Annotated in this window: 28 protein-coding genes, 2 rRNA genes, 2 pseudogenes and 2 other annotated features; of the genes and pseudogenes, 29 read left to right on the forward strand and 3 right to left on the reverse strand. The window is 38.2% G+C overall.

The window, feature by feature from the left end:
- Window positions 1–107 precede the first annotated feature (107 nt).
- The 18 genes from BKP37_RS00660 to gp17 all read left to right on the forward strand — a co-directional run bounded on the left by BKP37_RS00660 (window position 108) and on the right by gp17 (window position 13798).
- Complete coding sequence (locus BKP37_RS00660; RefSeq protein WP_071307814.1) at window positions 108–383, forward strand: VRR-NUC domain-containing protein; 276 nt, start codon at window positions 108–110, stop codon at window positions 381–383.
- A 2-nt stretch (window positions 384–385) separates the two neighbouring features.
- Window positions 386–1762, forward strand: coding sequence for an SNF2-related protein (locus BKP37_RS00665; protein ID WP_071307815.1), 1377 nt, complete (start codon window positions 386–388; stop codon window positions 1760–1762).
- A 13-nt stretch (window positions 1763–1775) separates the two neighbouring features.
- The gene (locus tag BKP37_RS00670; protein WP_071307816.1) at window positions 1776–2309 is read left to right on the forward strand and encodes a hypothetical protein; all 534 of its coding nucleotides are present in this window, start codon (window positions 1776–1778) and stop codon (window positions 2307–2309) included.
- A 634-nt stretch (window positions 2310–2943) separates the two neighbouring features.
- On the forward strand, window positions 2944–4068 hold the full coding sequence (locus tag BKP37_RS00675; RefSeq protein ID WP_071307817.1) for a hypothetical protein: 1125 nt from the start codon (window positions 2944–2946) through the stop codon (window positions 4066–4068).
- On the forward strand, window positions 4052–4936 hold the full coding sequence (locus tag BKP37_RS00680) for a sigma-70 RNA polymerase sigma factor region 4 domain-containing protein (protein WP_071307818.1): 885 nt from the start codon (window positions 4052–4054) through the stop codon (window positions 4934–4936). The genes BKP37_RS00675 and BKP37_RS00680 overlap by 17 nt, the downstream gene beginning before the upstream one ends.
- Window positions 4937–4962: 26 nt before the next feature.
- The gene (locus BKP37_RS00685) at window positions 4963–5355 is read left to right on the forward strand and encodes a beta-sandwich lipoprotein (RefSeq protein ID WP_071307819.1); all 393 of its coding nucleotides are present in this window, start codon (window positions 4963–4965) and stop codon (window positions 5353–5355) included.
- A gap of 90 nt (window positions 5356–5445) precedes the next feature.
- Window positions 5446–5631: a hypothetical protein gene (locus tag BKP37_RS00690; RefSeq protein ID WP_139193030.1), complete on the forward strand. Its 186-nt coding sequence runs from the start codon at window positions 5446–5448 to the stop codon at window positions 5629–5631.
- On the forward strand, window positions 5632–6381 hold the full coding sequence (locus BKP37_RS18975; protein WP_211271410.1) for an HNH endonuclease: 750 nt from the start codon (window positions 5632–5634) through the stop codon (window positions 6379–6381). It begins immediately after the preceding gene.
- Window positions 6382–6473: 92 nt separating this feature from the next.
- Window positions 6474–6824 (forward strand): P27 family phage terminase small subunit, encoded by a 351-nt coding sequence (locus BKP37_RS00700; RefSeq protein WP_084034483.1) that lies wholly within the window; start codon window positions 6474–6476, stop codon window positions 6822–6824.
- Complete coding sequence (locus BKP37_RS00705) at window positions 6821–8539, forward strand: terminase large subunit (RefSeq protein ID WP_071307821.1); 1719 nt, start codon at window positions 6821–6823, stop codon at window positions 8537–8539. The genes BKP37_RS00700 and BKP37_RS00705 overlap by 4 nt, the downstream gene beginning before the upstream one ends.
- 4 nt (window positions 8540–8543) lie before the next feature.
- Entirely contained in the window at window positions 8544–9737 is a 1194-nt protein-coding gene (locus tag BKP37_RS00710) for a phage portal protein (protein WP_071307822.1), read from the forward strand.
- Window positions 9730–10650 (forward strand): HK97 family phage prohead protease, encoded by a 921-nt coding sequence (locus tag BKP37_RS20840; RefSeq protein WP_211271411.1) that lies wholly within the window; start codon window positions 9730–9732, stop codon window positions 10648–10650. Before BKP37_RS00710 ends, BKP37_RS20840 begins: the two co-directional genes overlap by 8 nt.
- Window positions 10641–12047: a phage major capsid protein gene (locus BKP37_RS00720; protein WP_071307823.1), complete on the forward strand. Its 1407-nt coding sequence runs from the start codon at window positions 10641–10643 to the stop codon at window positions 12045–12047. Before BKP37_RS20840 ends, BKP37_RS00720 begins: the two co-directional genes overlap by 10 nt.
- Before the next feature lie 15 nt (window positions 12048–12062).
- Window positions 12063–12386, forward strand: coding sequence for a hypothetical protein (locus tag BKP37_RS00725; RefSeq protein ID WP_071307824.1), 324 nt, complete (start codon window positions 12063–12065; stop codon window positions 12384–12386).
- Window positions 12387–12665 (forward strand): hypothetical protein, encoded by a 279-nt coding sequence (locus BKP37_RS00730; RefSeq protein ID WP_071307825.1) that lies wholly within the window; start codon window positions 12387–12389, stop codon window positions 12663–12665.
- On the forward strand, window positions 12662–12994 hold the full coding sequence (locus tag BKP37_RS00735; protein ID WP_071307826.1) for a phage head closure protein: 333 nt from the start codon (window positions 12662–12664) through the stop codon (window positions 12992–12994). Before BKP37_RS00730 ends, BKP37_RS00735 begins: the two co-directional genes overlap by 4 nt.
- Window positions 12981–13433 carry an HK97-gp10 family putative phage morphogenesis protein gene (locus tag BKP37_RS00740; RefSeq protein ID WP_071307827.1) on the forward strand — a complete coding sequence of 151 codons (453 nt, stop codon included), beginning with the start codon at window positions 12981–12983 and terminating at the stop codon, window positions 13431–13433. Before BKP37_RS00735 ends, BKP37_RS00740 begins: the two co-directional genes overlap by 14 nt.
- Window positions 13430–13798 carry a tail completion protein gp17 gene (gp17, locus tag BKP37_RS00745; protein WP_071307828.1) on the forward strand — a complete coding sequence of 123 codons (369 nt, stop codon included), beginning with the start codon at window positions 13430–13432 and terminating at the stop codon, window positions 13796–13798. Before BKP37_RS00740 ends, gp17 begins: the two co-directional genes overlap by 4 nt.
- Before the next feature lie 523 nt (window positions 13799–14321).
- On the opposite strand, the gene BKP37_RS00750 is transcribed toward gp17, so the two are convergent.
- Entirely contained in the window at window positions 14322–14552 is a 231-nt protein-coding gene (locus tag BKP37_RS00750; RefSeq protein WP_071307829.1) for a helix-turn-helix domain-containing protein, read from the reverse strand.
- A gap of 365 nt (window positions 14553–14917) precedes the next feature.
- Here BKP37_RS00750 and BKP37_RS00755 point away from each other — a divergent pair, with 365 nt between their 5' ends.
- From BKP37_RS00755 to BKP37_RS20340, 5 genes and pseudogenes are all read left to right on the forward strand, one after another.
- Window positions 14918–16270: an FtsK/SpoIIIE domain-containing protein gene (locus BKP37_RS00755; RefSeq protein WP_071307830.1), complete on the forward strand. Its 1353-nt coding sequence runs from the start codon at window positions 14918–14920 to the stop codon at window positions 16268–16270.
- 19 nt (window positions 16271–16289) lie between these two features.
- Window positions 16290–16775: a replication-relaxation family protein gene (locus BKP37_RS00760; RefSeq protein WP_071308373.1), complete on the forward strand. Its 486-nt coding sequence runs from the start codon at window positions 16290–16292 to the stop codon at window positions 16773–16775.
- A gap of 13 nt (window positions 16776–16788) precedes the next feature.
- A complete protein-coding gene (locus tag BKP37_RS00765) occupies window positions 16789–17277 on the forward strand; it encodes a hypothetical protein (RefSeq protein WP_071307831.1) in 489 nt (162 codons plus the stop codon).
- A gap of 279 nt (window positions 17278–17556) precedes the next feature.
- Window positions 17557–17712 carry a hypothetical protein gene (locus BKP37_RS00770; protein ID WP_245712416.1) on the forward strand — a complete coding sequence of 52 codons (156 nt, stop codon included), beginning with the start codon at window positions 17557–17559 and terminating at the stop codon, window positions 17710–17712.
- A gap of 73 nt (window positions 17713–17785) precedes the next feature.
- A pseudogene (locus BKP37_RS20340) lies at window positions 17786–17938 on the forward strand (sporulation protein YhbH); the annotation flags it as partial.
- A gap of 260 nt (window positions 17939–18198) precedes the next feature.
- Here BKP37_RS20340 and BKP37_RS00775 read toward each other — a convergent pair.
- Window positions 18199–18729: a GNAT family N-acetyltransferase gene (locus BKP37_RS00775; protein ID WP_071307832.1), complete on the reverse strand. Its 531-nt coding sequence runs from the start codon at window positions 18727–18729 to the stop codon at window positions 18199–18201.
- A gap of 733 nt (window positions 18730–19462) precedes the next feature.
- Between BKP37_RS00775 and BKP37_RS00780 the strand changes: the two genes are divergently transcribed.
- On the forward strand, window positions 19463–19663 hold the full coding sequence (locus BKP37_RS00780; RefSeq protein ID WP_071307833.1) for a cold-shock protein: 201 nt from the start codon (window positions 19463–19465) through the stop codon (window positions 19661–19663).
- 293 nt (window positions 19664–19956) lie between these two features.
- Here BKP37_RS00780 and BKP37_RS18985 read toward each other — a convergent pair.
- A pseudogene (locus BKP37_RS18985) lies at window positions 19957–20341 on the reverse strand (transposase); the annotation flags it as partial.
- 325 nt (window positions 20342–20666) lie between these two features.
- On the opposite strand from BKP37_RS18985, the gene BKP37_RS00790 reads away from it, so the two are divergent.
- The 5 genes from BKP37_RS00790 (at window position 20667) to BKP37_RS00810 (ending at window position 24269) form a co-directional block, all read left to right on the forward strand.
- Window positions 20667–21110, forward strand: a complete 444-nt coding sequence (locus tag BKP37_RS00790; RefSeq protein ID WP_071307835.1) for an SF0329 family protein — start codon at window positions 20667–20669, stop codon at window positions 21108–21110.
- A 152-nt stretch (window positions 21111–21262) separates the two neighbouring features.
- Window positions 21263–21362: a sequence feature (23S ribosomal RNA rRNA prediction is too short), on the forward strand.
- Between the two features lie 19 nt (window positions 21363–21381).
- Window positions 21382–21644 (forward strand) — a sequence feature (23S ribosomal RNA rRNA prediction is too short).
- A gap of 98 nt (window positions 21645–21742) precedes the next feature.
- Window positions 21743–21858, forward strand: a 5S ribosomal RNA gene (gene rrf / locus BKP37_RS00795).
- Between the two features lie 225 nt (window positions 21859–22083).
- Window positions 22084–22199 (forward strand): 5S ribosomal RNA (rrf, locus tag BKP37_RS00800).
- 768 nt (window positions 22200–22967) lie between these two features.
- Window positions 22968–23681 carry an MgtC/SapB family protein gene (locus BKP37_RS00805; protein ID WP_071307836.1) on the forward strand — a complete coding sequence of 238 codons (714 nt, stop codon included), beginning with the start codon at window positions 22968–22970 and terminating at the stop codon, window positions 23679–23681.
- Window positions 23682–23807: 126 nt separating this feature from the next.
- Window positions 23808–24269 carry a CtsR family transcriptional regulator gene (locus BKP37_RS00810; RefSeq protein ID WP_071307837.1) on the forward strand — a complete coding sequence of 154 codons (462 nt, stop codon included), beginning with the start codon at window positions 23808–23810 and terminating at the stop codon, window positions 24267–24269.
- Window positions 24270–24278: the final 9 nt, after the last annotated feature.

The following is a 24278-nucleotide window of genomic DNA, read 5'->3' on the forward strand; positions in this document are numbered from 1 at the left end:
TATAAATAGACGTATATGTAATAAGAGCGCCCGTATGCTAACACGTAATACATGTAGTACGTGCGCGAGGTGGCAATCACGTAAACCCAATATTTAGGCGGTGAGTTATGAGAGAGTCAAAAATTGAACAACACTTGGTGAGAGAAGTAAAACGGATCGGTGGGCAAGCGCCTAAGTGGGTGTCACCCGGCAATCGAGGAGTACCCGACCGAATCGTTATTCTTCCAAATGGCCACACGGTGTATGTCGAGATGAAAGCACCTGGTAAGCCACTATCACCGTTGCAGCGGAAATGGTTTAAGACTCTTAAACAATTAGGACATAAAGTTTATAAAATAGATTGCAAGGAAGATATAGATAGCTTCATAGCGGAGGTGAAGTAAGGTTGAAGTATAAACCACACCAATATCAAGAATACGCGACACAGAGGATAATTGATACACCCGCTATTGCGCTTCTGTTAGAAATGGGACTTGGTAAAACCGTATCTACACTCACAGCTGTAGACCTTTTACTGAATGACTATTTTGAAGCAGGACGAGTGCTAGTGATAGCCCCGCTTCGAGTGGCAGATGACACTTGGGCGAGAGAAATAGAAAAATGGGACCACCTAAGCCATCTTAGAGTTTCAAAAATATTAGGCAGTGCAGCACAAAGAAGAAAAGCGTTGAAAGATGAGGCGGATATATACGTAATCAATCGTGAAAACGTCGTTTGGCTAGTGACTGAACTCGGTACAAAATGGGATTTTGATACGGTTGTAATCGATGAGCTTTCCAGTTTTAAAAACCATCAGTCCAAACGCTTTCGAGCATTACGGAGAGTAAGACCGATGATTAAAAGAATAATAGGGCTTACTGGTACCCCAGCACCTAACAGTTTAATAGATTTATGGCCACAAATATATTTACTTGACCAAGGACAAAGGTTAGGAAAAACCATAACGGGGTACCGTGATCGGTTCTTTGTACCGGGAGAACGTGACGGCCATATTGTTTATAAATGGCACCAAAAGAAAGAAGCTGAAGATAGGATTTACGAAGCGATATCCGACATAGCTGTAAGTATGAAAGCAGAAGACTGGCTTGACCTTCCACCTAGGATTGACCGAACTGTAACAATAAAGCTAAATGACAAAGCGCAGTCTCTTTACAAAAAGTTGGAGAAAGAACTTTTACTTGAATACCAAGATTCAGACGTTGTTGCTACAACAGCAGCTGTACTTTCAAATAAACTTTTACAGATGGCTTCTGGAGCTGTGTATGACGAGGATCGTGGAGTGAAAGAGATCCATGAAGCTAAACTTGATTCACTTGAGGACACCATTGAAGCAGCAAATGGAAAACCTGTGATGGTGTTCTATAACTTTAAGCACTCCTTACAAAGAATTCAGAACCGTTTTCCAGAAGCAAGGATATTGCGAAAAGGAAAAGACGGTAACGAGGATATTCGAGCTTGGAACAATAACGAAATCCCTTTGCTACTACTCCATCCGAAAAGTGCCGGACATGGATTAAATCTTCAAGAATCTAACTGTCAAACCGTTGTATGGTATGACCAAATTTGGAGCCTAGAAGAGGACCAACAGGCTAATGCGAGGGTACACAGACAGGGACAAAGGCAAAGCATTGTTGTGTTACGGTTAGTAGCAGAAGGAACGATGGACGAGGAAGCTGTTGCGGCTTTAGACAGGAAAGCTGATGGCCAAGAAGCACTTATGCAGGCTGTAAAAGCGAGAATTGAAAGAATTAAAGATGAATAGAGGTGAGTGCGTCATGCTAAAGTTAAGCCCAAAGGACTTAGAGGTCATTACAGAAGTAGCCGTAAGAACAGCGCTTGAACACCTGGAGCAACAAAAAAAGGAACAAGAGAAAAGGAAGTATGACCGAAGGTTGAGAAACATTAAATTATTACTGAGAAATTACCGTTCTTTCGTAAAGCATTGTGAAGATGTTGAACAAGATATCGCAATTCTTGATGAGAAGTTAGAACTGGACGATATCGATACAGATGAATTTGCGATTAAGAGTATAAAAAGGTCTAAAGAACATACCTTGACCATGGTTAAATACATGAACAAAATGCTTGAAGTGTATAAATTTATGTGTGAAAAATCAAATAATACAGAAGAGAATAGACGGTATGAAATAGTGTATGACATGTACGTCTCTAAAGAAAAATTCACTGCAAAAGAAGTTGCGGAAAGGCACTTTCTGCATTTAAGAACCGTTTATAAAGACATCGATAAAGCTTGCGAAACCTTGGCGGTGTTGATGTTTGGGGTAGACGGGTTGCAATTACACACATAGCAAAAGTAGGGCACTTCACAGGGCACTTTGACCGTGTTACTATGATAGTGTGAAATAATTGTACGTAACCACATAATCTTTTTTAAAAGCACTCTCTGGAACGTGTTAGTGGACAAGCACTAACTCTATGAGGGTGTTTTTTATTGCCGTTTTAAAGTTTTTGGGGGTGCTTCTGAATATAGGGGAAGTCAAGTGCATGAAGAGGCTGGCGAGAGATGCACATAGTCTATTTTAGTTACGGCTTTGTAATACGCGGTACGAAGCTAAATCCTAGGTAGTAAATAAGATAGGCGAAAACCCGTAAGGCGAGTTGTGGTCGAACCTTACAATAAAAAACGCTGCTGTCATACCACAATATGACACAACCAGCTGGACCAAGCGAAGGGTTAGAAGGTCCGGCTTTTTTTTATACACACAGGAGGCGTCCATCACTTAAATTCATAGACTGTATCTCGTGATGGTTTCTCTTGGTTGGTCCCTAGTTCTGATTTGCGCCGATTTCTTCCGAGTGATGGGCGTTTTTCTGTGTGTATATTTATATTTTCATGCCTACTACGTGTAAGTGGTACACAGATTGAGGTTCGAACCCTCTAGCAGGCTTTACCTAAAAAACTTTAGAGGAGGTGGCGCTTAAATGGATTACTGGATAAGAATTGCAGAAGAAAATGGAATAACACGTAAGCAATTTATGAGCAGGATTAAAGAACAAGGATGGTCTCCAGAAAAAGCGGCCACCACTCCCATTGAAATACATAAACCGTTTAAACAATCTGAACAAAATCAACACTGGATTGAGTTAGCAAACAAAAATGGAATTAACTATAAGAATTTCTTTCAAAGAGTCCAACGGGGTTGGGATCCTGAGAGAGCTGCAACAGAACCTGTCAGAAAACCAAAGCCAAAGAGTATTACGAAGTGGTATCCGGTAGCTGAGAAGAACGGGATTAGCCGAAGTATTTTTCTAGAAAGAATTCGTAGCTATCATTGGTCACCTGAAAAGGCTGCTACTACTCCTTTGAGAAGACAAAGTGACGAGTATAGGCATTGGTGTAAGATAGCTAGAAAGAACGGGCTATCCGCTAAAGGTTTTTGGTGGCGTGTAAATGAAAAATTTATGTCTTTAGAAGAAGCGGCCACAACGCCAGTAACCCCTAATGAAGAGTGCGTTAAACGGGCTAAAGAAGAAAGCTTAGCCTTAATCGAGGTTACAAATGAACTAGCCTTAAAAAACCCCAATAACCCTAAGTATTTGTTTAGAATTACACCGCACCACCGAGAAATAGCAAGGGAAAATGGAATTCCAGATACCGCATTAGAAGCGAGGGTTTACAAACATGGATGGACTGTTCAAGAGGCAATAACAAAACCAGTTAGAAAAAATGACTTAGAACAACTTGATGGGTACAAAGAGTATCTCGCATTAGCTAAAAAGAATAACATTCACCCACAAACTTTTAAACACAGGGTTGAAATAGGGTTTAGTATGGAAGAGGCTGCAACGATCCCAACAAATGAACTTCGTAAAAAACGTGATGACCAAGAGTGGATTGAGTTAGCTTTAAAAAATGGCATTAAGTATACAACTTACATCCAAAGAACCAATCTACTTGGATGGACACCTGAACAGGCTGCGACTACACCGCCGTTAGCACCTGGACAACATCTGAACGAAGAGAAAAAGCAAGCTGCAGTAGAAGGCTTTAATCGATTTATGGGTAAAAAAGAGAGTGGGGGTGAAAGAGATGCCCAAGCAGAATAAATCTTTCATGCCTTTATCTGAAGATGAAAAAACAGAATTAGTAACCAAATACGAATTTGTTGTAAATTATTACGCCTATAGATATCGGTATTTAGACCTCGATATAGATGACGTCAAAGGTTGGGGGTATTTAGGATTAGTCCATGCCATAAATAAATACGAGTTGAATCGTGAAGAGGACTTCAAGGGTCTAGCTTTTTATCACGTAAAAACAGAAATTTATCGCGTTTATTTTAAAAAAGGTGCTAATAGATCTAAGAAGACGACTAGCTTGAATAGTGAACTCTTTGATAATGGAGAAGGTAGTATTGAAAATACTTTAGCGGATGAAGACAGCCTACTTTATTTTGAAATTAAACAAATTGCAGAAGAAGCATTATTCGAAGAGTCCAATCTTTTGAAAAAAATAAATATGGATTATTTATTTACTGCAAAAGAACTGGGTGACTTATCGAAAGAATATAAAATTCAAGAGGCAAAGCTTAAAAGAATATTGCGTAGAGGACAAGGGTTAATTAAATCCCACTTATACCAAAACGAAATCATCGTCGATTATGCTTCAAAGCCTACAGAGGAACGAAAAAAGAAGGAAAAAATCATCAATCATAAGGAAATACCGATAAAGGACTTCGGTAAGATACGTTATTTATCCCGGCACTATTCCAATGTATTGCAGGAAAATGATATCGCTATTTTATTAAATACGAGTGCCTATATGGTTCAACAACTACTGGACTATCCAACGTACACGTATCTTACATCAAAACCTGACAGTAGCATTAAGGAAAAGGCAATGAGGTATATCAAAAAGAAATACCCAGAAACGATACCGAGTGAAGTAACTTGCTATAAAGAGGTATATGCGTAACAAATAAAATCGAAGGGTTGGTAAAAATGAAAAAGAAATTCGTAATAATTCTTGTAAGTATTATGGCGATTATTTTGGTGGGATGTACGGAAGCGGATACCGTGTCACATAACCTTTCAAAATCTGCTGATTCATTTGAGATACAGAGAAGAGTGGTCTTTTTTAACGGTATAACCGACAAATATCTCCTTACCATTGAAGGCCTATGTTCAATCGGGAATAACGATAAAGAAGGTAGGTTGAGCGTAACTTGTAAAGTGGGCGATGATTCATACAAGAAACATTATCTCGGATTAAGTGACAATGTTAGTTTTTTCGTAGAACAAACCGATGCATCATATGCAGACCCATTCCATTACCGTGTGTTGTTCCGACCGGAATCTATCATTCCTGATATAGATTTGCAGACAAGCAAGTAGAGAATGTCGCAGAACGATTAGAATATGAACGCGTATAGACAGCTGGAATACCAGGTGTTCTTTTTTATTTTTATGGGAGAAGGTGATTCTATGAAACTATCTGATCATCTTAGCAACGAACAACGAGACCAGATGAACTCTATGAGAAAAAGTAAGCCAAAACCCCAGCAACCTAAACCCAAAAAGAAGAAAGAAAAAGTAAATTGGGCGGATCTAATGGGGATGAATCGCGATAGGTTTTGCCGGGGTAAAGGCGGAGCCATGAGGAGGAAGTAAGTGGGGACCAAAGTGAAAGTTGTGTGGGGGCCACCTCTTAGCGGTAAGACGACCTTTGTCAAAAAGCATAGGAAAGATAATGACCTGACTTTTGATTTTGACGACATCATGGCCTGTCTTACTGGACTACCTTATCAAACGGCTAACTTAAATCTTGTTGCTTACGTCGTAGACATTCGCAATCTAATTTTAGTTAGGTTACAAACTGAAACTAAAATAGATACAGCTTACATCATAACAACCTTCGTAACAGACGAATTAAAGAATTTGTTAAGATGCGCTGATGTTGAGTATGTGAAGATAGATACACCTAAAGAAGAATGTTTGAGGCGATTAGAGGAAAGCAATCGAACGGATAAAGAAAAGGTCTTTAAGGTAATTGACGATTGGTACAGAAAAGATGTAAGGAAACCACAGGGGAGCTTTAAGAGGAAAGGACCCTACGAAGGTAAGAAGGTTAATAAGTTCTACACCTCAACGAAATGGAGAAGCAAACGAATCGCAATCTTGAAGAGAGACGAGTATCAATGCAGAGAGTGTAGAAGGTATGGTAAAGCTACACAGGCTGATATGGTTCACCATGTGTATCCAATGGAGACACATCCGAAGCTTGCATTCAATAACGATAATCTTATTAGTTTATGTAATAGATGTCATGAGAAAATGCATAATCGATTTGATAGAGGGTTTACGGATAAAGGTAAAGAGTGGATGGATAGATTAGCAGATAAGTTAATCCCCCCTACCTAAGATTTAAAAATATAAACCCTAAGAACCGTTGGAGTTGGAATTTTTTGTGACTCCGAGTACGTCGAAAATATTTTTTTTAGGAGGTGGAGGCGGTGGCAAAAGTCCCATCTAAGGAAACAATCAAACGTCGAACGATTGCGGACATGAAAGAACTCGGTACGCATAAAACTCAGTATAATCGCATGATTGACATATATTCTGAATTGGTTCACCAATATTTTAGGCTGAATTATGAGTTTGAAGAAGGCGGCTATCAATACGAATCTTTTACGGCTGCAGGCGGTGCAAAAAAATCACCGATTGTTGCAACCCTAGAGACGTTAAGAAAGGACATTTTGGCATACTCCGACCGCCTTTGCCTGAACCCTAAATCATTTGAGACGGTTACCATAGAGACTGAACAAAAATCTAAACTCGCAGGGATGTTGAGCAAATTAGAATGAAACACAAAAACTACAAAGTGGTAATGGAGTATGCTACCAGTATCGTTAATAAAGAAAAAATCGCAGGCAGGGAGATAATCCAATCCTGTGAACGGTTCTTAAGTGACCTGAATAATAAACAGTATGATTTCGATCCAAAGGACGCAGAATTTGTTATTCAAATAATTGAAAAAACCTTTGTCCATGACCAGGGCGAAAGGTTGGACGGCACTCCATTACGTGGAGAGCCTTTTTTATTGGAGCCGTGGCAAAAATTTGTGATTTACAACCTATTAGGTTTTTTCCAACGGGGATCTATTATCCGTAAATACAAAGAAGCTTTCATATTCCTTCCTCGTAAAAATGGAAAGACAAGATTCGTAGCTGCTCTTTCTTGGGCGCTAGCTTTACTGGAGAGAAAATCCGGCTCAAAAATCTACATCGTTGGGGCAGCGTTAAAACAATCGTTACAAAGTTTCAACTTTATTAACTTTAACTTAAATCAAATGGGTGAAGCGGGTAATTTTAGGATTTTAGATAATAACCATGGCCACTTCATCGAAGGTGATTTAGGGGATGGTTCATTATACATCGAAGCTTTAGCAGCTAACCCGGATGCCCAAGACTCGCTCAACTGTAACGTAGCTATCGCCGATGAGTTGCACGCCTATAAAACACCGAAGCAATACAACATCATCAAGGAAGCAATGAAGGCTTACACAAACAAGTTAATGATTGGGATTACAACAGCTGGGGACGATATGACGAGTTTTTGTTTTCAGCGTTTGCAGTATTGTAAAAAAATATTGGACGGGGTAGTTAGTGACGAAGCATATTTCGTTTATATCGCGAAAGCTGACGAAGATGACAAAGGTAACGTCGAATATACAGACCCTGTTCAACATGAGAAAGCCAACCCAAATTACGGTGTGACGATTCGTGCGGAAGACATGATTAATGATGCTCTTCAGGCCCAAAACGATCCACAACAAAGAAAAGATTTTTTAGCCAAATCATTAAACATTTATACGTCAGCTATGAAAGCTTATTTCAACATCGATGAATTTAAGCTGTCTGATCGTAAATACACGTGGACATTGAAAGATTTAGTAAAGTTGAAAATAGATTGGTATGGCGGGGCCGACCTTTCTAAAATGCATGACTTAACGGCAGCTGCTTTATACGGGAATTATAAAGGAGTAGACATAGCAATCACACACGCATGGTTCCCAATCGTAGCGGCGACTAGAAAGGCCGAAGAAGATAACATCCCGTTGTTTGGATGGAAAGATGATGGCTGGCTCGATATGTGTAATACAGCAACAGTAAACCATTCAGATATTGTGAATTGGTTCATCCGTATGAAGAATATGGGCTTCAAGATAAAACAGGTAGGATTTGATAGAAAGTTTAGTCGTGAGTTTTTCGTAGAGATGAAAAAGAAAGGCTTTTCCATGGTAGACCAACCCCAGTACTTCTATAAAAAGTCTGAGGGGTTTAGAAGGATTGAGAAGAAGACAAAAGACGGACAATTTTATTATTTACATTCCCAAGCATTTGAATATTGTGTTCAAAACGTCTCAGCTATTGAGAAAACAGATGATATGATTCAGTACGAAAAAGTCATGCCTGAACATCGCATTGACATATTTGACGCGTCTGTTTTCGGGGCTATTCGAATGCTTGAAAATATAGAGAAATCAACAAGTGCGAACCAATGGTTGAAAGGGGGTTGATACGGTGGCTAGGAAAAACAGAAATAAGAGTAAAATCAGGTCGGAACCGCAAACACGATCAAGTATTGGGCTATTTATGGGTGGAGATGATACATCCATTTCAGTTTCTGGATACACTCGACTTTCGAATAACCCTGAAATAAGAACAGCCGTACACAAGATTGCAGAGCTTATTAGTACAATGACCATCCATCTTATGGAGAATACTGACGATGGTGACATAAGAGTAAGAAATGCACTAGCTCGTAAAATTGACGTTAACCCGTACCGGTTAATGACAAGGAAAGCTTGGGTTTACAATATCGTCTACACCATGCTCTTAGATGGAAAGGGGAATAGCGTTGTCCACCCTAAAATAAAAGGCGGGTTAATTGACGACCTGGTACCACTCAAACCTTCAGGGGTTAGCTTTTTTGATACAGAAGATGCTTACGAGGTCGTGTATCGAGGACATAGATACAGCTACGACGAAGTCTTGCATTTTACCATTAACCCTGACCCTGAAAGGCCGTATATCGGACAAGGCTTTCAAGTAGTCTTGAAAGATGTTGCTAACAACTTAAAGCAAGCTACTAAAACTAAAAATAGCTTTATGTCTGATAAGTGGAAGCCTTCTATTATCGTTGCAGTTGACGCCATGACAGAGGAGTTAGCAAGTGAAGAAGGGCGAGATGAAATCTTAAAGAAATACATTTCAGAGACAGGCGGTGGCAAACCCTGGGTTATCCCAGCGGATCTTGTCAAAGTCGAGCAGGTGAAACCATTATCGCTTAATGATTTAGCGTTAAATGATTCCGTACAACTTGATAAAAGAACGGTGGCGAGCATCATAGGAGTGCCGCCATTTTTTGTTGGGGTTGGAGACTTCAATAAAGATGAATATAACAATTTTATTAAGTCAACGCTGCTACCTATCGCCAAAGGAATGGAGCAAGAGCTTACTAGAAAGCTTCTTTATTCCTCAGAAATGTATTTTAAATTTAACCCACGTTCCCTTTATGCTTACGACCTTAAAGAACTAGCGGATGTAGGCTCTAACTTATATGTACGAGGGATTATGGATGGTAACGAAGTTAGAGATTGGATTGGAATGTCTCCAAGAGAAGGATTATCTGAACGAGTCATACTCGAAAATTACATTCCAGCGGGCATGATTGGGGACCAAAAGAAATTGAATGGCGGTGATAAGGATGAGTAAAATCTACGCTATCGATTTTGATGGAACTCTTTGTGTGAATAGATACCCGGACATAGGCAGCCCTATTCAGGAAACTATTGATTTTGTAAAAGACCTCAAAGAAGCTGGGGACAAAATTATCCTTTGGACCTGTAGAAGTGGAGAGTTGCTCGAACAGGCGGTGGAGTGGTGTGAAAATGAAGGGCTTACTTTCGATGCTGTTAACGAGAACATACCTGAAACCATTGAGAAATACGGCAATGACTGTCGGAAAGTGTTTGCAAACTACTATTTAGACGATAAAAATCTGTTTCTTGAAGGTAACGAGGTACGAAAGGCGGTGAGAGATTTGAGTGATAGACTTGGAGAACGGCAGACTAGAAGTGTTGTAACAGATTTGAAAACAAGAGCTGAACAAGATGGGGCTATGGTAATTGAAGGTTATTTTGCAGTTTTTAATTCTGAGACAGAGTTATGGCCAGGAGCATTTGAAGAAATAGCCTTGGGAGCTTTTGATAATACACTCAGTAATGATATTCGCGCCCTAATCAATCATGACACCAGGTTTGTTCTTGGCCGTAACAAAGCAGGCACCCTAGAACTACGTATCGACAGCAGAGGTCTCTGGGGGAGTATCAAGATTAACCCTAACGATTCTGACGCGGTCAACTTATATGAACGTGTGAAGCGCGGTGACGTAGATCAATGTAGTTTTGGCTTTAATGTTACCAAAGAAGAAACCATTCACCGTGAAGATGGCAGCGTGAAGTGGGTAATCCAAGCTATAGATTTACATGAAGTTTCAGTGGTTACCTTTCCAGCTTATGCTGACACAGGGGTGCAAGCACGTAAGGCTGAATTAGCCCAGCATAAACAAAGGCAACTGGAACAAAGAAAACACAATCTGAAGGAGAGGTTAAAACAATGGCATTAAAACAAATCATGTTGGCAAAAAAAATTGAACAGAGAAGTGCGTTATTAACGGAGCTACTAACAAAAGAGGAAGGTTTTAAGACCCGTTCTGCTGAGCTTGAGTCTGCTATCGAAGAGGCAAAGACCGATGAGGAGATTGCAGTAGTTGAGGAAAGTATTACTAAGCTAGATGAAGAAAAAACAGAGTTTGATGAAAAGAAAAGCAAACTTGAAGGTGAAATTGCTGAGTTAGAAGGCGAACTTGAGCAGCTGAATAATAAAGAGCCTAAAAATACACCAAAGCAAAATGAAGAAGAGAAAGAAAGAACACAAAAATTAGGAGGCGGAAGTATGAAAAGATTTAAATTTTTCGGTGGTATGCAACGTACTCAAGCAGAAGAGCTAGTCAAACGTGATGAGGTTCAAGAATTCTTAACACGCGCTCGAGGCATTATGCAAGAAAAGAGATCTGTTTCTGGTGGGGAGTTAAATATTCCAGACGTAATGTTAGATTTATTACGTGACAATTTACACCGTTACTCAAAGTTAATTTCACGTGTATCTTTAAAACCTGTGACAGGTAAAGCTAGACAGAATATCGTAGGAACAATCCCAGAAGGTATCTGGACTGAAATGATTGGTAAACTTAATGAGTTAAGCATTGCTTTCAATCAAATCGAAGTGGACGGGTATAAAGTAGGTGGATACATTGCTGTTCCAAACTCACTGTTAGAGGACTCAGATATTTCGCTAGCCAATGAAATCATGGATATTCTAGGGCAAGCAATCGGTTTAGCAGTTGATAAAGCTATCCTTTACGGTAAAGGCACTAAAATGCCAGTGGGGATTGTAACTCGTCTTGCTGAGACTTCTGAGCCTTCATACTGGGGTACAAATGAAAGAGAATGGACAGATCTTCATGAGTCTAACCTTCTCCTAATTGACCCAGCAGCAACCAAGGACGTAGATTTTTATAAAGATTTGATTTTAAAGCTAGGAAAAGCAAAAGCTAATTACAGCAACGGTTCAAAGTTTTGGGCGATGAGTTCAGATACGTTTGCAGCATTACAAGCTAAGGCTCTTTCCATTAACGCTGCAGGCGCCATTGTTTCTGGACAAAATAACACGATGCCTATCGTTGGCGGGGATGTAGTAATTCTAGACTTTATTCCTGAGAATGTGGTTGTTGGTGGGTATGGCTCACTTTACTTATTAGCAGAGCGCGCAGGCGCGCAATTAGCGCAATCTGAACACGTACAATTTATCGAAGATAATACGGTATTCCGTGGGACTGCTCGATATGATGGCCGTCCTGTTATGGGAGAGGCATTTGTTGCAATTAACATTAGCCAAGAAGATTTAGAAACACCACCGTCTGCAACAGATGTGACGTTTGCAGCTGACACTGCGAACGCTTAAGGGGGCGAAAGCTAAATGGTTACGGTTAAAGTATTAAGGAGTTTCCTTGATAAACAAAACAAGGTCATCCAACCAGTAGGCAAAACCATTAACATCACAGAAGAAAGATTTCAAGAAATTACTTTGGTAGAAGGGGATCCACTAATTGAGTTAGTGGAAAAAGGTGAGTCTAATGAAACAGACTCACCTCTTAAATCCAACGTCAAGGACATAAAAAAGAATGTAACCGCTGACCTTGGTAAAGATGTCCTTGGACTGCTTCTTCAAGAGGAAACAGAGAGTGAGAATCGTAAGGGAGTCATCGATCACATCGAACAACTTCTAAAAGAGGTGGAGTAGATGAATGTTTTATCGGTTATGGAATTAGTTAAAGAAAGACTGGGTATCCGTTCAATGGTAAGGGATAACTACATCGCGGCCATTGTTGAAGGTGTTATTACGGAGCTTGAAGATGAGAAAGGAGTTGTCCTTGATAAGGACAATTCCAGTCATCTTCTTTTTTGTGTGGATTATGCTACATGGCGTTATCAAAGTAGAGATAGTGAAGGGTCGCTACCTAGACACTTACAGTTCAGAATGCACAATCTCATTATCCACAATGGAGGTGCTAAGTCATGACATTTGACCATGAATTAACGCTTATAAGTAAATCGTATACTACAAATAGTATGGGTGATACCATTCAGGAAGAAACGGAAACCTTTATCTTATGTGATGTTAAATCTGTTACACGCTCTGAACACTATTCAGCAGCCGCCCATGGGTTAAGACCTGAGTTAGTTTTCGAGGTTAATAAATTCGAATATGCGGGTCAAGATGAGGTAGAATTCGAGGGTAGGCGGTATAATGTAACCCGAACCTTTGCCCCTAGTAAATCAAAGGGCGTAGGGGAATTCGAAAAGCTAGAACTTGTGTGCCAAGGGGTGGTTAATAATGGCTCTTCCTAAATCTGTCACCAAGATCCGTAAAGACGGTGTTGAATTTGTATCTAACGTAGACCGAGCAAAGTATACGATAGCGGAACTAACGAGAGCTGCATTACGTGACTGCGCTAAACTTATTCGAAAACGAATGATTGAGAAGCTTAAACCTTTACGAGGTATGAAGAGAAATAGGCGTTTATATAACTCAGCGCAATATTGGGTCCGAAAAAAGGACGCAGATCTCCTTATCGGTTTCAAACATGACACCTGGTACGGTGCCCATCAAGAGCTTGGCACAAAAGGGCAACCTGCAAGAAACATACTCCGAAGTACAGTAATGGAAAATATAGATGAAATGCAGCGCATACAAGGCAAGTATTTAAGTGCTATTGAAGATGAGAACCGAGCGCTAGGTTTAATAGCTGAAGAAGAATATAAAAGTGGAGAGGGGCCGGAAGATTGATTAAACTTCGAAAAGAGCTACTGTCGCTGTTGAATGCTCTCCATCCACGTGTTTATTATCAAGACGCCCCTGATAACGCCCAGTATCCTTATATTGTTTTCGATTTCCCTACGAGTAGCTTTGATGGCGGAGGGTTAGAGGTAGTTACAGTGGATATAGACGGATGGGCGCGTCCCAAGGATGGCGATACCACTGAATTAGAATTACTAATGGAAAAAATCAAAGATATCGACAAAACAACGTGTTCAAATGATGGGTTTGCAGCGACATTTTATTTGGAGAATAGGCTTGCTTTAACGGACGATGACAAGAAAATCAAAAGAAGAAAGTTTATTTTTCAAGCCAGGGTGTTTGATAGATCATAGTTTTCTGGATTGGGTTACTATCAACAGATACCAATAATGGTTACTACATACGTAATAGTCACTACAATTAGTAACCATTATTGGTCTCCATTATTTTTAGTCGGGGAATTAGCATTACCCAATTCCCCCGATAGGTAAGCCCACAGATTTATAACCTATGAAACTTGATATATCAAGGGTTTTAGCAATAAAAAGCTAGCTTCCCAGCCGACAATTACCTCTAAATTCAGACGTTTTAACTCGAATCTCCTCTTGAATTATGCCTATAACAATGTCTCCATAAGTCACCATAATTAGTTTCCAACATTAGTTACTAATGGCTACAAACTGGACAAGAAAAAGTTGTCCCAGTTCACCTAGCTACCAAGGTAGTGAACCTCACTTGTGGGAATCCTATAGTACCAAGTGTTTCAGGAGTTCAAAACCGACCTTCCGTTCCGACTAATTACCCCTACAAAATCCTTTTTGATTCGTTTTTTAGCCGATAAAATCAGGAGTCAAAAAAGATTTTTTAGCAACAGTTTTACATACTCCAAAAGTCATCATAATCAACATCTGGATCTAGTTTTCTTAAAAACTTTATTATCTTATTGGCATTCTTCATTGTAGGAACGTTCTCGTCATCATTACAGAGTCTACTTATAGTCCCTCGGCTTAATTTTGTAGCTTTTTCCACTTCAATCTGGGCCACACCGTGGCGATCCAACCACTTACCTAATTTAGACCTCTTCTTTCCAAGACCAAACCAATCCATGACTCCTTATCCCCTTTCATATACTGTTTGTCCCCATTTATGTCCAAAAAGTCATGTTTTTAAACGATGTTAGAAAAAATTAATCATTTGCAGAAAAAATTGACATAGTGGACAAGCGGTACCTAATACCATTTATCAAACAGAAAAACTTCCGAACGAAAAGCCAACACTACCCCCGTTTTAATGTCCGCAATGGCTTTTAAACGCTACCGAGAATTTGACCGTTCAGCAGTACCGTTTTGAAGTCCTGCGCGTCATTTTAAACGGACGCAGGAAACCCCAAAGGCGCAGGGGTTTCCGAGAGTATTCTTGCTACCGTTCGAGAGGGACTATTCTTTCAGAATACTAAAGAAGAGGTGGTGCAGATGTTTTTTGAAATTGGCTCCTCTGTTGTTATGGCAGGAGTGGCCGGATACACATTTTTATACCAGTCAGGAAATGCGAACGACAATTCTAAAATTCAACGCATTGCAGCCAATTCGGGGCTTACTGTTAAGGAGGGAAAGAAAACACGAACCATTCAATTGTTAAGGAAAACGAAATATGATTGGGGTTTTGAGTATGTTTATCGAGTGCCTTTAGGTTTGAGTTTCTCGGATTTCCAAAATAAACGAGACCAGCTTCAGGATGGACTTAACAACAAAAGTAGTTTGCTAAATATCACATTGGATGACGTTTTGACCATTGATTTCAAAAAAGATTTGTTGCAGCAACTAAAAGACCTTTTCAAAGAAAAAAAGTCTCAAAAGGAAATTGAGTTATTTTATGATGGGGCTTTAAAAATACGTGTGTACAGCAAGCTGATGCCAGAAGCCATTGAATGGGATGAAACATTACTGGAGAAGTGTAAAGGATGGAAAGTACCAATAGGCGAAACAAGAGACACCTTTATTTCTCACGACTTTGAAAAGACCCCTCATATGCTCGTCGGAGGCTCTACAGGAGGGGGTAAATCTTCTTTTCTTGATATGGTGATATGCCATCTACTAAACAACCAAACAGAAAACGTGAAATTCCATTTAATTGATTTAAAAGGTGGCGTAGAGTTTTTTAGATTTAAAGATTGCAAGCAGGTCGTAAGTTATGCAGAAGAGCCAGATGAAGCATTGCAGTGCTTAGAGTCAGCAACCAACAAAATTAAAGAGTTACAGGAAACATTCAGGAAAAGAGGTGTTCGAAACTGCAAAGAAGCTGGGATAAAAGAACGACATTTCATAATCATTGACGAGATTGCGGAGATTTCTAGTGCTGACGAACCCGATAAAGAAGTAAAAAAGATAAAAGAACAATGTGAGTATCATATTTCTCAGATAGCACGGATCGGTAGGAGCCAAGGATTTAGAATAATAACAGCTACTCAACACCCAACACAAGATTATGTTCCGAAATCGGTAAAGCGTAATTCAGATGCCCGTCTATGCTTTAGAGTGAGGGATGCAGTCGCTTCTAAGGTTGTTTTAGATACAACCGGAGGAGAGTCATTACCAAAGGTTGTGGGGCGTGCGATATATCAAGATAAAGGGGAGAATACCACTGTTCAGCTTCCATACTTAGAGACCGGAACAATGGATAAAATGACACATCCTCATATTGTCATTAGAGCCAGAAAGGAAGAAGGCAGCACGAAGGAGAGTGACAAGACGAATGGACAGAATCGTAAAGAGGGAGCAACGGGAGGAACAGATACTCTTGTCATTGAAGAAACTGAACTATCTTAGCCGTTCCCAACTACAGCATATGCACAGGTTAGGGAGTGACCGGAACGCTAGAAGGGTTCTACAACAAATGGAACATTACCTGTCCTACTTTAGAGATGGTGAGAAGATATATTATCTAAACAAGGAAGGAAGGGAGAGAGTTAACTGCAATAAAGTTAGAAAGAAAGTAGCCCAGGTTCAACACTATCTCATGAGGAACGAATTGTATCTCCACCTTGGCCAACCGGTTACTTGGAAAAATGAAATGAGAGTTGGCTACAAAGATCTAGCTTTTGTTGTTACAGATGCCTTGTTCCAGAGGAATAACGTTTACCACGTCGTTGAAATAGACCACCTGCAAAAAATGAGTAAAAACCGCATTAAGATTGAAAAATATCAGAAAATCAGACAGAGACTTAGTTTTAAAATGATTTGGGTTACCACAACAGATTATCGTCGAAAGCAACTAGAGAAGTTGTGCGAAGGGTTAGATGTTCAGATTTACACTATCAGTGACTTAACATAAGGGGGCGGTTTCTATGTTTTATCAACCAAAGGTGCAAACGGTAGGAAGCATTTCAGATTTCTTGGCAAGAGATGATATGAGAGTAATAAAAAGCGCAGTAAAAAAGTTCAATAAAAAAGCAGAAGCCAAGGGGTTAAAAGCGACTCTGACCTCGCTTGCAACCGGGGCAACTGCCATAAGCATATCAAATAAAATGTTTACATCAACAGCATATGCAGAAGGACCTGTGGAGTATGTCAAAGGAGCAGCAAAGGAAAAGATTGTAGAAGCGTTTATGCCACTTGTTGACATGATACAGGCGCTTTCATATCCGATTGCACTTGTAATGCTCACTGGTGGAGCGCTTATGTTCATGATTAATCAAAAGGACAGAGGTATGACCTTAATCCAAAATGCAAGCATAGGCTATATTCTTGTTCAGCTCATGCCATTACTCATGCAGCTGCTTGTAGGTATCGGAAATACGGTTGCGATGGCTGCACCTTTTACACTTTTAATATAAGAGTGGATTTCGCTAAAAGAAGCGACATATAATGTAGTAAAGAAGATTACAAAAATGTGTATATGGTGAATAGGTGTATCAGTATAATTGCACACCATATACACAAAGTAAAACCGTTGATACTATTAAGTTTCAACGGTTTTAAATTTTGGGGAATAGTTGAATTTGAAACTGATCACGTTTTGTCCAATCGGTTTTTCTTAAATAAGTCGCTTTATCAAGTATGGTTTTTAATAAACGGTTTTTCTTTTCGATATCGTCTGTATNGGTGGAGCGCTTATGTTCATGATTAATCAAAAGGACAGAGGTATGACCTTAATCCAAAATGCAAGCATAGGCTATATTCTTGTTCAGCTCATGCCATTACTCATGCAGCTGCTTGTAGGTATCGGAAATACGGTTGCGATGGCTGCACCTTTTACACTTTTAATATAAGAGTGGATTTCGCTAAAAGAAGCGACATATAATGTAGTAAAGAAGATTACAAAAATGTGTATATGGTGAATAGGTGTATCAATACAACCGTCATAGTACACTTATGAACGCCTACAAAAATATTAACGACGAAAGATTCCGTCATTATATACTAAAAGAAAAAGGCGATGTGTATCGAGCGTTGAAGAGCTTCTTCAAGAAGGAAGAAGAAGGAGCGATGGTTTAATAATATTGAAAAACCTTACTACCAGTTCAAGGCTGATAGTAAGGTTTTTTTATAATTAAATTCAGGTTATCAACAATCGGTTCTTATTCGGTAGGTACGAGATTGCTTTAGTTTATGAAACAAAACAGTAATCTCGTAGAAACAGTCTTTGCAAGAACTTTCATTTATAACAGAATCTTTTATTGCGCAGTAGAAGGATTATGTGCAACAACTTGAAATTAAAAGCAGCCTACATTTCATTGAAACATAGGCTAAACTAATTAATCTGTTTTTAGTTTTGAGTATATATTGAGGTCAATAAATTTCCCTTTGGATTTTTCGCATTGTCTTAATGTTCCCTCGAAAGTATAGCCTAGCTTTTGCAGGACTTTAATAGAATTTATGTTATCTGGTTCAACTCTAGCTTCAATTCTATTAAAGTTTAAAGAATTAAATGCGTAACTTGTAAGGGTGGATATAAATTCTGATGCGTATCCTTTACCCCAATGTTTTTTTGCTAAATCGTATCCTATTTCAGCTTTTGCGTTCTCAAAATCTAAGTTGTTGTACCCGCAAGATCCGATAATTTCATTCGTCTTTAACTCTATTAAGGAAAAACGAATTGCTTTATTGTCTAAAGCCAGTTTATCAAGATAAGTGATTATTTCTTTAGCTTGGTCTTCAGTAGTGAAATTACTGATGTTCATAAATTTTGTAACCTCAGGATCAGACCATATTTTAAATAAGCTGGATGAATCATCAATTGTCAATTTTCTTAGATGTAATCTTTCTGTATATAAATCTGTAATCAATATTTTCACCTCCAATTTGATTTTTATTTGGCGGAAGAAAAAATATAATTATCTGTGCATAGTCCAGTTCCTTCTAGATTTAGTATATGACAATTATAAAGTGTTTTACTTTCTTTAACAAATTATAACTGGTGTAGTTGTTTCACAGTACAACGATACTGTTGAAAATCAGGAGACGATCACGTTTATTAAGTGATCGTCTCTTCGCATTTGACTTTTACTGCGCAACAAAGATCTTCATTTTAGGTGGCTTTGTGAAGTATTTAAACTCGGGAAAGAATAGTTTAAAAGCAGACACTAGACTTTTTTACAATTAGATACAATATACTACATAAAAAAAGTGATGAAAAATATCACTAATTAAAGCTTTTTTTTGATTTTAGTTAACTGTTTAAGTTTGGAGCCGTAGGGATGAAAGAGAGGTAGGGCTTCATTGTTTTAGGTATACAATATATTATCAAAGTCATTATTTCTAGAAGAAAAACAATTAAACTCACCCTCTATCTTGAGAAAAGCGGGTCCTGGAATCGTTATCCAAAACCTTTTTGCAAATAGAAATCAAGTAAATTATTTAATAAAAATTTGCTTTTCCAAATTTTATCTGTTATTATTAAGGAAGTTATTTTTGTTCGGTATATAGGGAAAGACACGTTTTAAACTCTCGCCTTTGATATCTATTTTGAACATCAATAGTAATAAATAGTGGAGAAAATCCACACAGGAGGAAACAAACATGCAACAAGGTACAGTAAAATGGTTTAACGCAGAAAAAGGTTTTGGTTTTATTGAAATCGAAGGTGGAGATGATGTATTTGTACATTTCTCAGCTATCCAAGGCGAAGGATTTAAAAGTTTAGAAGAAGGTCAAAGAGTAACTTTTGGTACAGAGCAAGGTCAGCGTGGACTTCAAGCAACTAACGTTAACAAAGCATAAATATGAAAAGGACTCTACTATAGAGTCCTTTTTTATGTGCTTAAATAAAAAGAGGCTGACGAAGTAATGTCTGTCAGCCTCGAAGAAAACATGTTACAAGTAAAATGATAAAATGGTTAGATAAAGCATACCACATTAGTTTTAGAATAACTAAACAAATTTTAAAGTGCGTGGTTGGGATATATTATGAGGGTAGTTGAAACATTTTAATTATATAACGTTCATAATACTAAAATAAACAAAAGAAGATGCTGGGACAAAACTTTTTTCTGTTTTTCTATATTAACCCTGGTTCATCCTGTTTTATTAGCCGTGAATTTTCGTAGATTCACGGCAATTAGTGCAAGGACCATATAGTTTTCAACTTTCGATTTTCCTCGAACAGAAAATCGAGGGAAACGCAAATTAACCTTTAAGAATCCAAAAATTGGTTCTACATCAGTTTTCCGTTGACGATAAATTGAACTCGTTTTTTCTTCTGAAAGCTTCGCTCTCACATATTCTTTTTATTGTTCCCATTTTTCGTTCACCATAATCTTCGATTATTACCTTCTTTTGCTTTTGTACACAATGAACGTAATGGGCATCCCGAACAGTCTTCGCACTCGTATAGTTAAACTCTCGTTTGAAACCTGATTTATCTGTACGTTCAGAATGATATTTAAAGACTAAGCGCTGTTTCATTTAAAGTAATCGTCTTTTTTAGTTGACGTATACTGTGCACCTAAACAACATCTAGTTTTAATAACTTTGTGAAAAATTGTACATAGACTAACGATAAGCGTTAGCGGAAGTGGAGCGCGCACTTTTCAACTATAGCCCCCTTTAATGTATATGGCATTTGATTTATGTAGGTATTAGCAGTATGTTTATAATTTATTATGTATAATAAAGAATAGAGTCGTTGTATAACGAGGAATGTTTATTCAAATGGCTTGTTCAACTAACGAAGCAGAAGAGTCGAATTAGATTTAAATAATAAGTCGAAAATATGGAGTAATTTATGCGTTGGACAAAAACCAAAAAGTCAATAGAAAATTTAATATGCGAAAAACTAAAAAAAAGGTTAAAAATCAATGCAACAAAGTACAATACGTCTCTAGGTGAACAAAGAAGAATTTGGATTACATTAGATAACAAAGAAATCTTTAATGCTTCATCAGCACATTTTTTACATGCACACGATAAACTTTGGGAAGAAATTCGTAATAAAACAAGTAACCCTTTTCCCGATTGTTTGTATGAATGTTTTCCAGAGTTAGTTGGGAAAGTAAGTGATTTTGATTATTCTATGGAGATTTTAGAGCAGCGTAACATTTTTAATGTTGACCGAGTGTATGAGAAATTAGTTGAATATTCTAATTTATCAACTCAAGTTTCGCAGTTAAATTTTAAAAGCGAAACCTTGGTACTACTAGTGCCATTTAAAACTAAATATATCTATTGACTTGAAATTTGGAAATACAAAAAGCACCCACTATTTGGTAAGATGTTATCGACCAAGAAAACAAATAACCAATAGAGAGGTGCTCCCTATATGATAGTCGATAAGCAGGACAATAATCAACTTCCAAATGAAATTTTAGGTCATATGAAAGAATTACGAGTGTTCGAATGGGCTGAAGTAGGTCCCAAGGGTTGGGCTGTTCGCCCATTAAAGCGGTACGCGAGCTGGGTTCAGAACGTCGTGAGACAGTTCGGTCCCTATCCGTCGCGGGCGTAGGAAATTTGAGAGGAGCTGTCCTTAGTACGAGAGGACCGGGATGGACATACCGCTGGTGTACCAGTTGTTCCGCCAGGAGCATAGCTGGGTAGCTACGTATGGAAGGGATAAGTGCTGAAAGCATCTAAGCATGAAGCCCCCCTNAAGATGAGATTTCCCTTGGAGTTAATCCAGTAAGACCCCTTAGAGATGATGAGGTTGATAGGTCTCGGGTGGAAGCACGGTGACGTGTGGAGCTGAGAGATACTAATCGGTCGAGGACTTATCCTAAAAATAAGAATTGAATTCACACTCAAGAATCTTAAATGTATGTTATCTAGTTTTGAAAGAATGATTTCTTTCAACTAAATATATTATCTAGTGGCGATAGCGAAGAGGTCACACTCGTTCCCATGCCGAACACGATCGTTAAGCTCTTTTGCGCCGATGGTAGTTAGGGGCTTCCCCTTGTGAGAGTAGGACGTTGCTAGGTAAGTTAAAGAACACATTCCATAGGGATGTGTTCTTTTTTTTAGGTAAGAAAGTATAAAATTTCTAACTTGGAGACTGTCTAGCTCCAGGCGCCATCGGCTCGATCCTTTCAGTCAAGGTTCTGACTTNGACTTATCCTAAAAATAAGAATTGAATTCACACTCAAGAATCTTAAATGTATGTTATCTAGTTTTGAAAGAATGATTTCTTTCAACTAAATATATTATCTAGTGGCGATAGCGAAGAGGTCACACTCGTTCCCATGCCGAACACGATCGTTAAGCTCTTTTGCGCCGATGGTAGTTAGGGGCTTCCCCTTGTGAGAGTAGGACGTTGCTAGGTAAGTTAAAGAACACATTCCAATGGAGTGTGTTTTTTTGTGTTTTTAGAACTTAATTTTAGGTTAAGTGGTGTTGTATCTGTGTTTTCTAGTACCGCTTTGAAGTGAGCTCGAAGTAGTGTTTGTTTCGTGCGACGAGTAATCGCAGGAGCAATTTCTTTTTCGTGCGACGAGTAATCGAAGGAGCAAAGCAGCATGTAGATAATTCGATGAAGTAACTCACAATGAGACTGAAGTCATTGGATTTCATGTGTCTACTGGAAATGTTTGTTTAAATATTTATAGTTATGTTCCCGAACTCAGTACAGTAAGATAATAAAGTTAACTAAAACCACCAAATCACACCTTGCTACATATTAATACGATAAGATAAACACGGATACGAGAAGCAATGAGTTGTACAAAAAACAAGTACCCCTAACTGGTATGAATTTTCACGAAAATAGTTCTTATTAATAGATTTTTTGAATAGATGTACAAACTATAGAAGGATTATTTAGCATCAATAGACAAGTATATATAATGTGAAAATAAATGCATATAGTAGTGGACTCGTTTCAGCAAGCTGAAACATCGGACAATCAGGTGGAAATTCTACTCCACCTGATTGGAACATCCCACCTACGCTACGCTTAGATGTGGGGTCTTTTACCCCAAAAAAAATCAGATAAACAGTTATGAAATGTTTTTTTTGAAAGGCATGTCTTTTGGTATTCCCGATAGTTAGCGCTATACATAGAGAGTTTATAAATTCGATAAGGGGGATGATAATGGAGATTTTCAATTCAATAATAGCTTCAGATACAACTATAATGATGCTTCGATTAGTGGTAGCCGCAATCCTGGGCGGTATCATTGGGGTTGAAAGAGAATATCATAAACACCCTGCAGGATTTAGAACCCATTTGCTCGTATGTGTTGGTGCATGTTTAATTATGTTATTAGCTATGTTTGGATTTCAAGGTTATATGGAAGAAAACATTCAATATGTTAATTTTGATCCATCTCGTTTGGCGGCATATGTTGTTAGTGGTATAGGTTTTTTAGGCGCAGGCACAATTTTAGTCCAAGGTTATACAGTAAGAGGATTAACGACAGCTGCTTCCATCTGGGTTGTAGCCGGTATAGGATTATCTGTCGGGGTGGGTATGTATTTTGCAGCAATATTTACAACTGGCATTGTAATATTAAGTTTGATGTTTTTAAATAAAGTAGATGAATCATTCTCAAGAAAAAAGGAAAAAACTGAAGCAATTGTTATTCATGCTGAATCGAAAGATACAACGTTACTTTCAATTATTAACATTTTTGAAGAAAATAAAATAAATGTAAAAAAGGTAATGGTAGAAAGAGATAAAACATCCGAAAAATTCGAACTTTTAAGGTATCAACTAAAAGTTGTGTATCCTAACCAAACAGTGAAATTAACGGCAATTGACCTCTTGTATAAATTACCACAAGTTCATAAAGTATATTCTTTATAGGATTTAAATAAACATAGATGGAAATAATGGAAGCAACATAGTTGATAATTTTAAAGAATTGGATATAATATAATCAAAGTCAAATATAGTCAAAGTCAAACACTTTTTTCCGAGAGGAGGGGTTTGGTGAAAAATGTATCAGACATCATTGAAAATTATTTAAAAAGCATTTTAACCCAAAGTGATAATGATTTAATTGAAGTTAAGCGAAGCGAGTTAGCAGAGCGATTTCAATGCGTTCCTTCCCAAATAAATTATGTAATTAGTACTAGATTTACCATCGAAAAAGGATATTTAGTTGAGAGCAAAAGAGGTGGAGGTGGCTTTATAAGAATTATTAAAGTAAAAGCTCATAATAAAGCCGACCTCTATGATCATATGCTATCTCTTCTAGGTGAAAAAATCACCCAAAGTGGTGGTGAGGACATCATTTATCGACTTTATGAAGAGGAAGCGATAACGAAAAGAGAAGCAAAACTTTTACAAAGTGCTATTGATAGATCTGTCTTGAATTTACATTTACCATATCGTGATCATTTGCGATCAGATTTGTTAAGAGCTATGATAACTACGTTAAAACATAAATAAAAAGGAGGG

It is taken from the genome of Anaerobacillus alkalilacustris, from assembly GCF_001866005.1.
In the GTDB taxonomy this organism is placed as follows: domain Bacteria; phylum Bacillota; class Bacilli; order Bacillales; family Anaerobacillaceae; genus Anaerobacillus; species Anaerobacillus alkalilacustris.

Excerpts from the sequence above, each read along its gene's own strand:
- BKP37_RS00660 (WP_071307814.1), top strand. The coding sequence starts at position 108 with ATGAGAGAGTCAAAAATTGAACAACACTTGGTGAGAGAAGTAAAACGG.
- BKP37_RS00670 (WP_071307816.1), top strand. The coding sequence starts at position 1,776 with ATGCTAAAGTTAAGCCCAAAGGACTTAGAGGTCATTACAGAAGTAGCC.
- BKP37_RS00675 (WP_071307817.1), top strand. The coding sequence starts at position 2,944 with ATGGATTACTGGATAAGAATTGCAGAAGAAAATGGAATAACACGTAAG.
- BKP37_RS00680 (WP_071307818.1), top strand. The coding sequence starts at position 4,052 with ATGCCCAAGCAGAATAAATCTTTCATGCCTTTATCTGAAGATGAAAAA.
- BKP37_RS00685 (WP_071307819.1), top strand. The coding sequence starts at position 4,963 with ATGAAAAAGAAATTCGTAATAATTCTTGTAAGTATTATGGCGATTATT.
- BKP37_RS00690 (WP_139193030.1), top strand. The coding sequence starts at position 5,446 with ATGAAACTATCTGATCATCTTAGCAACGAACAACGAGACCAGATGAAC.
- BKP37_RS00705 (WP_071307821.1), top strand. The coding sequence starts at position 6,821 with ATGAAACACAAAAACTACAAAGTGGTAATGGAGTATGCTACCAGTATC.
- BKP37_RS20840 (WP_211271411.1), top strand. The coding sequence starts at position 9,730 with ATGAGTAAAATCTACGCTATCGATTTTGATGGAACTCTTTGTGTGAAT.
- BKP37_RS00720 (WP_071307823.1), top strand. The coding sequence starts at position 10,641 with ATGGCATTAAAACAAATCATGTTGGCAAAAAAAATTGAACAGAGAAGT.
- BKP37_RS00725 (WP_071307824.1), top strand. The coding sequence starts at position 12,063 with ATGGTTACGGTTAAAGTATTAAGGAGTTTCCTTGATAAACAAAACAAG.
- BKP37_RS00730 (WP_071307825.1), top strand. The coding sequence starts at position 12,387 with ATGAATGTTTTATCGGTTATGGAATTAGTTAAAGAAAGACTGGGTATC.
- BKP37_RS00735 (WP_071307826.1), top strand. The coding sequence starts at position 12,662 with ATGACATTTGACCATGAATTAACGCTTATAAGTAAATCGTATACTACA.
- BKP37_RS00740 (WP_071307827.1), top strand. The coding sequence starts at position 12,981 with ATGGCTCTTCCTAAATCTGTCACCAAGATCCGTAAAGACGGTGTTGAA.
- BKP37_RS00750 (WP_071307829.1), bottom strand. The coding sequence starts at position 14,552 with ATGGATTGGTTTGGTCTTGGAAAGAAGAGGTCTAAATTAGGTAAGTGG.
- BKP37_RS00755 (WP_071307830.1), top strand. The coding sequence starts at position 14,918 with ATGTTTTTTGAAATTGGCTCCTCTGTTGTTATGGCAGGAGTGGCCGGA.
- BKP37_RS00760 (WP_071308373.1), top strand. The coding sequence starts at position 16,290 with ATGCACAGGTTAGGGAGTGACCGGAACGCTAGAAGGGTTCTACAACAA.
- BKP37_RS00765 (WP_071307831.1), top strand. The coding sequence starts at position 16,789 with ATGTTTTATCAACCAAAGGTGCAAACGGTAGGAAGCATTTCAGATTTC.
- BKP37_RS00770 (WP_245712416.1), top strand. The coding sequence starts at position 17,557 with ATGTTCATGATTAATCAAAAGGACAGAGGTATGACCTTAATCCAAAAT.
- BKP37_RS00780 (WP_071307833.1), top strand. The coding sequence starts at position 19,463 with ATGCAACAAGGTACAGTAAAATGGTTTAACGCAGAAAAAGGTTTTGGT.
- BKP37_RS00790 (WP_071307835.1), top strand. The coding sequence starts at position 20,667 with ATGCGTTGGACAAAAACCAAAAAGTCAATAGAAAATTTAATATGCGAA.
- BKP37_RS00805 (WP_071307836.1), top strand. The coding sequence starts at position 22,968 with ATGGAGATTTTCAATTCAATAATAGCTTCAGATACAACTATAATGATG.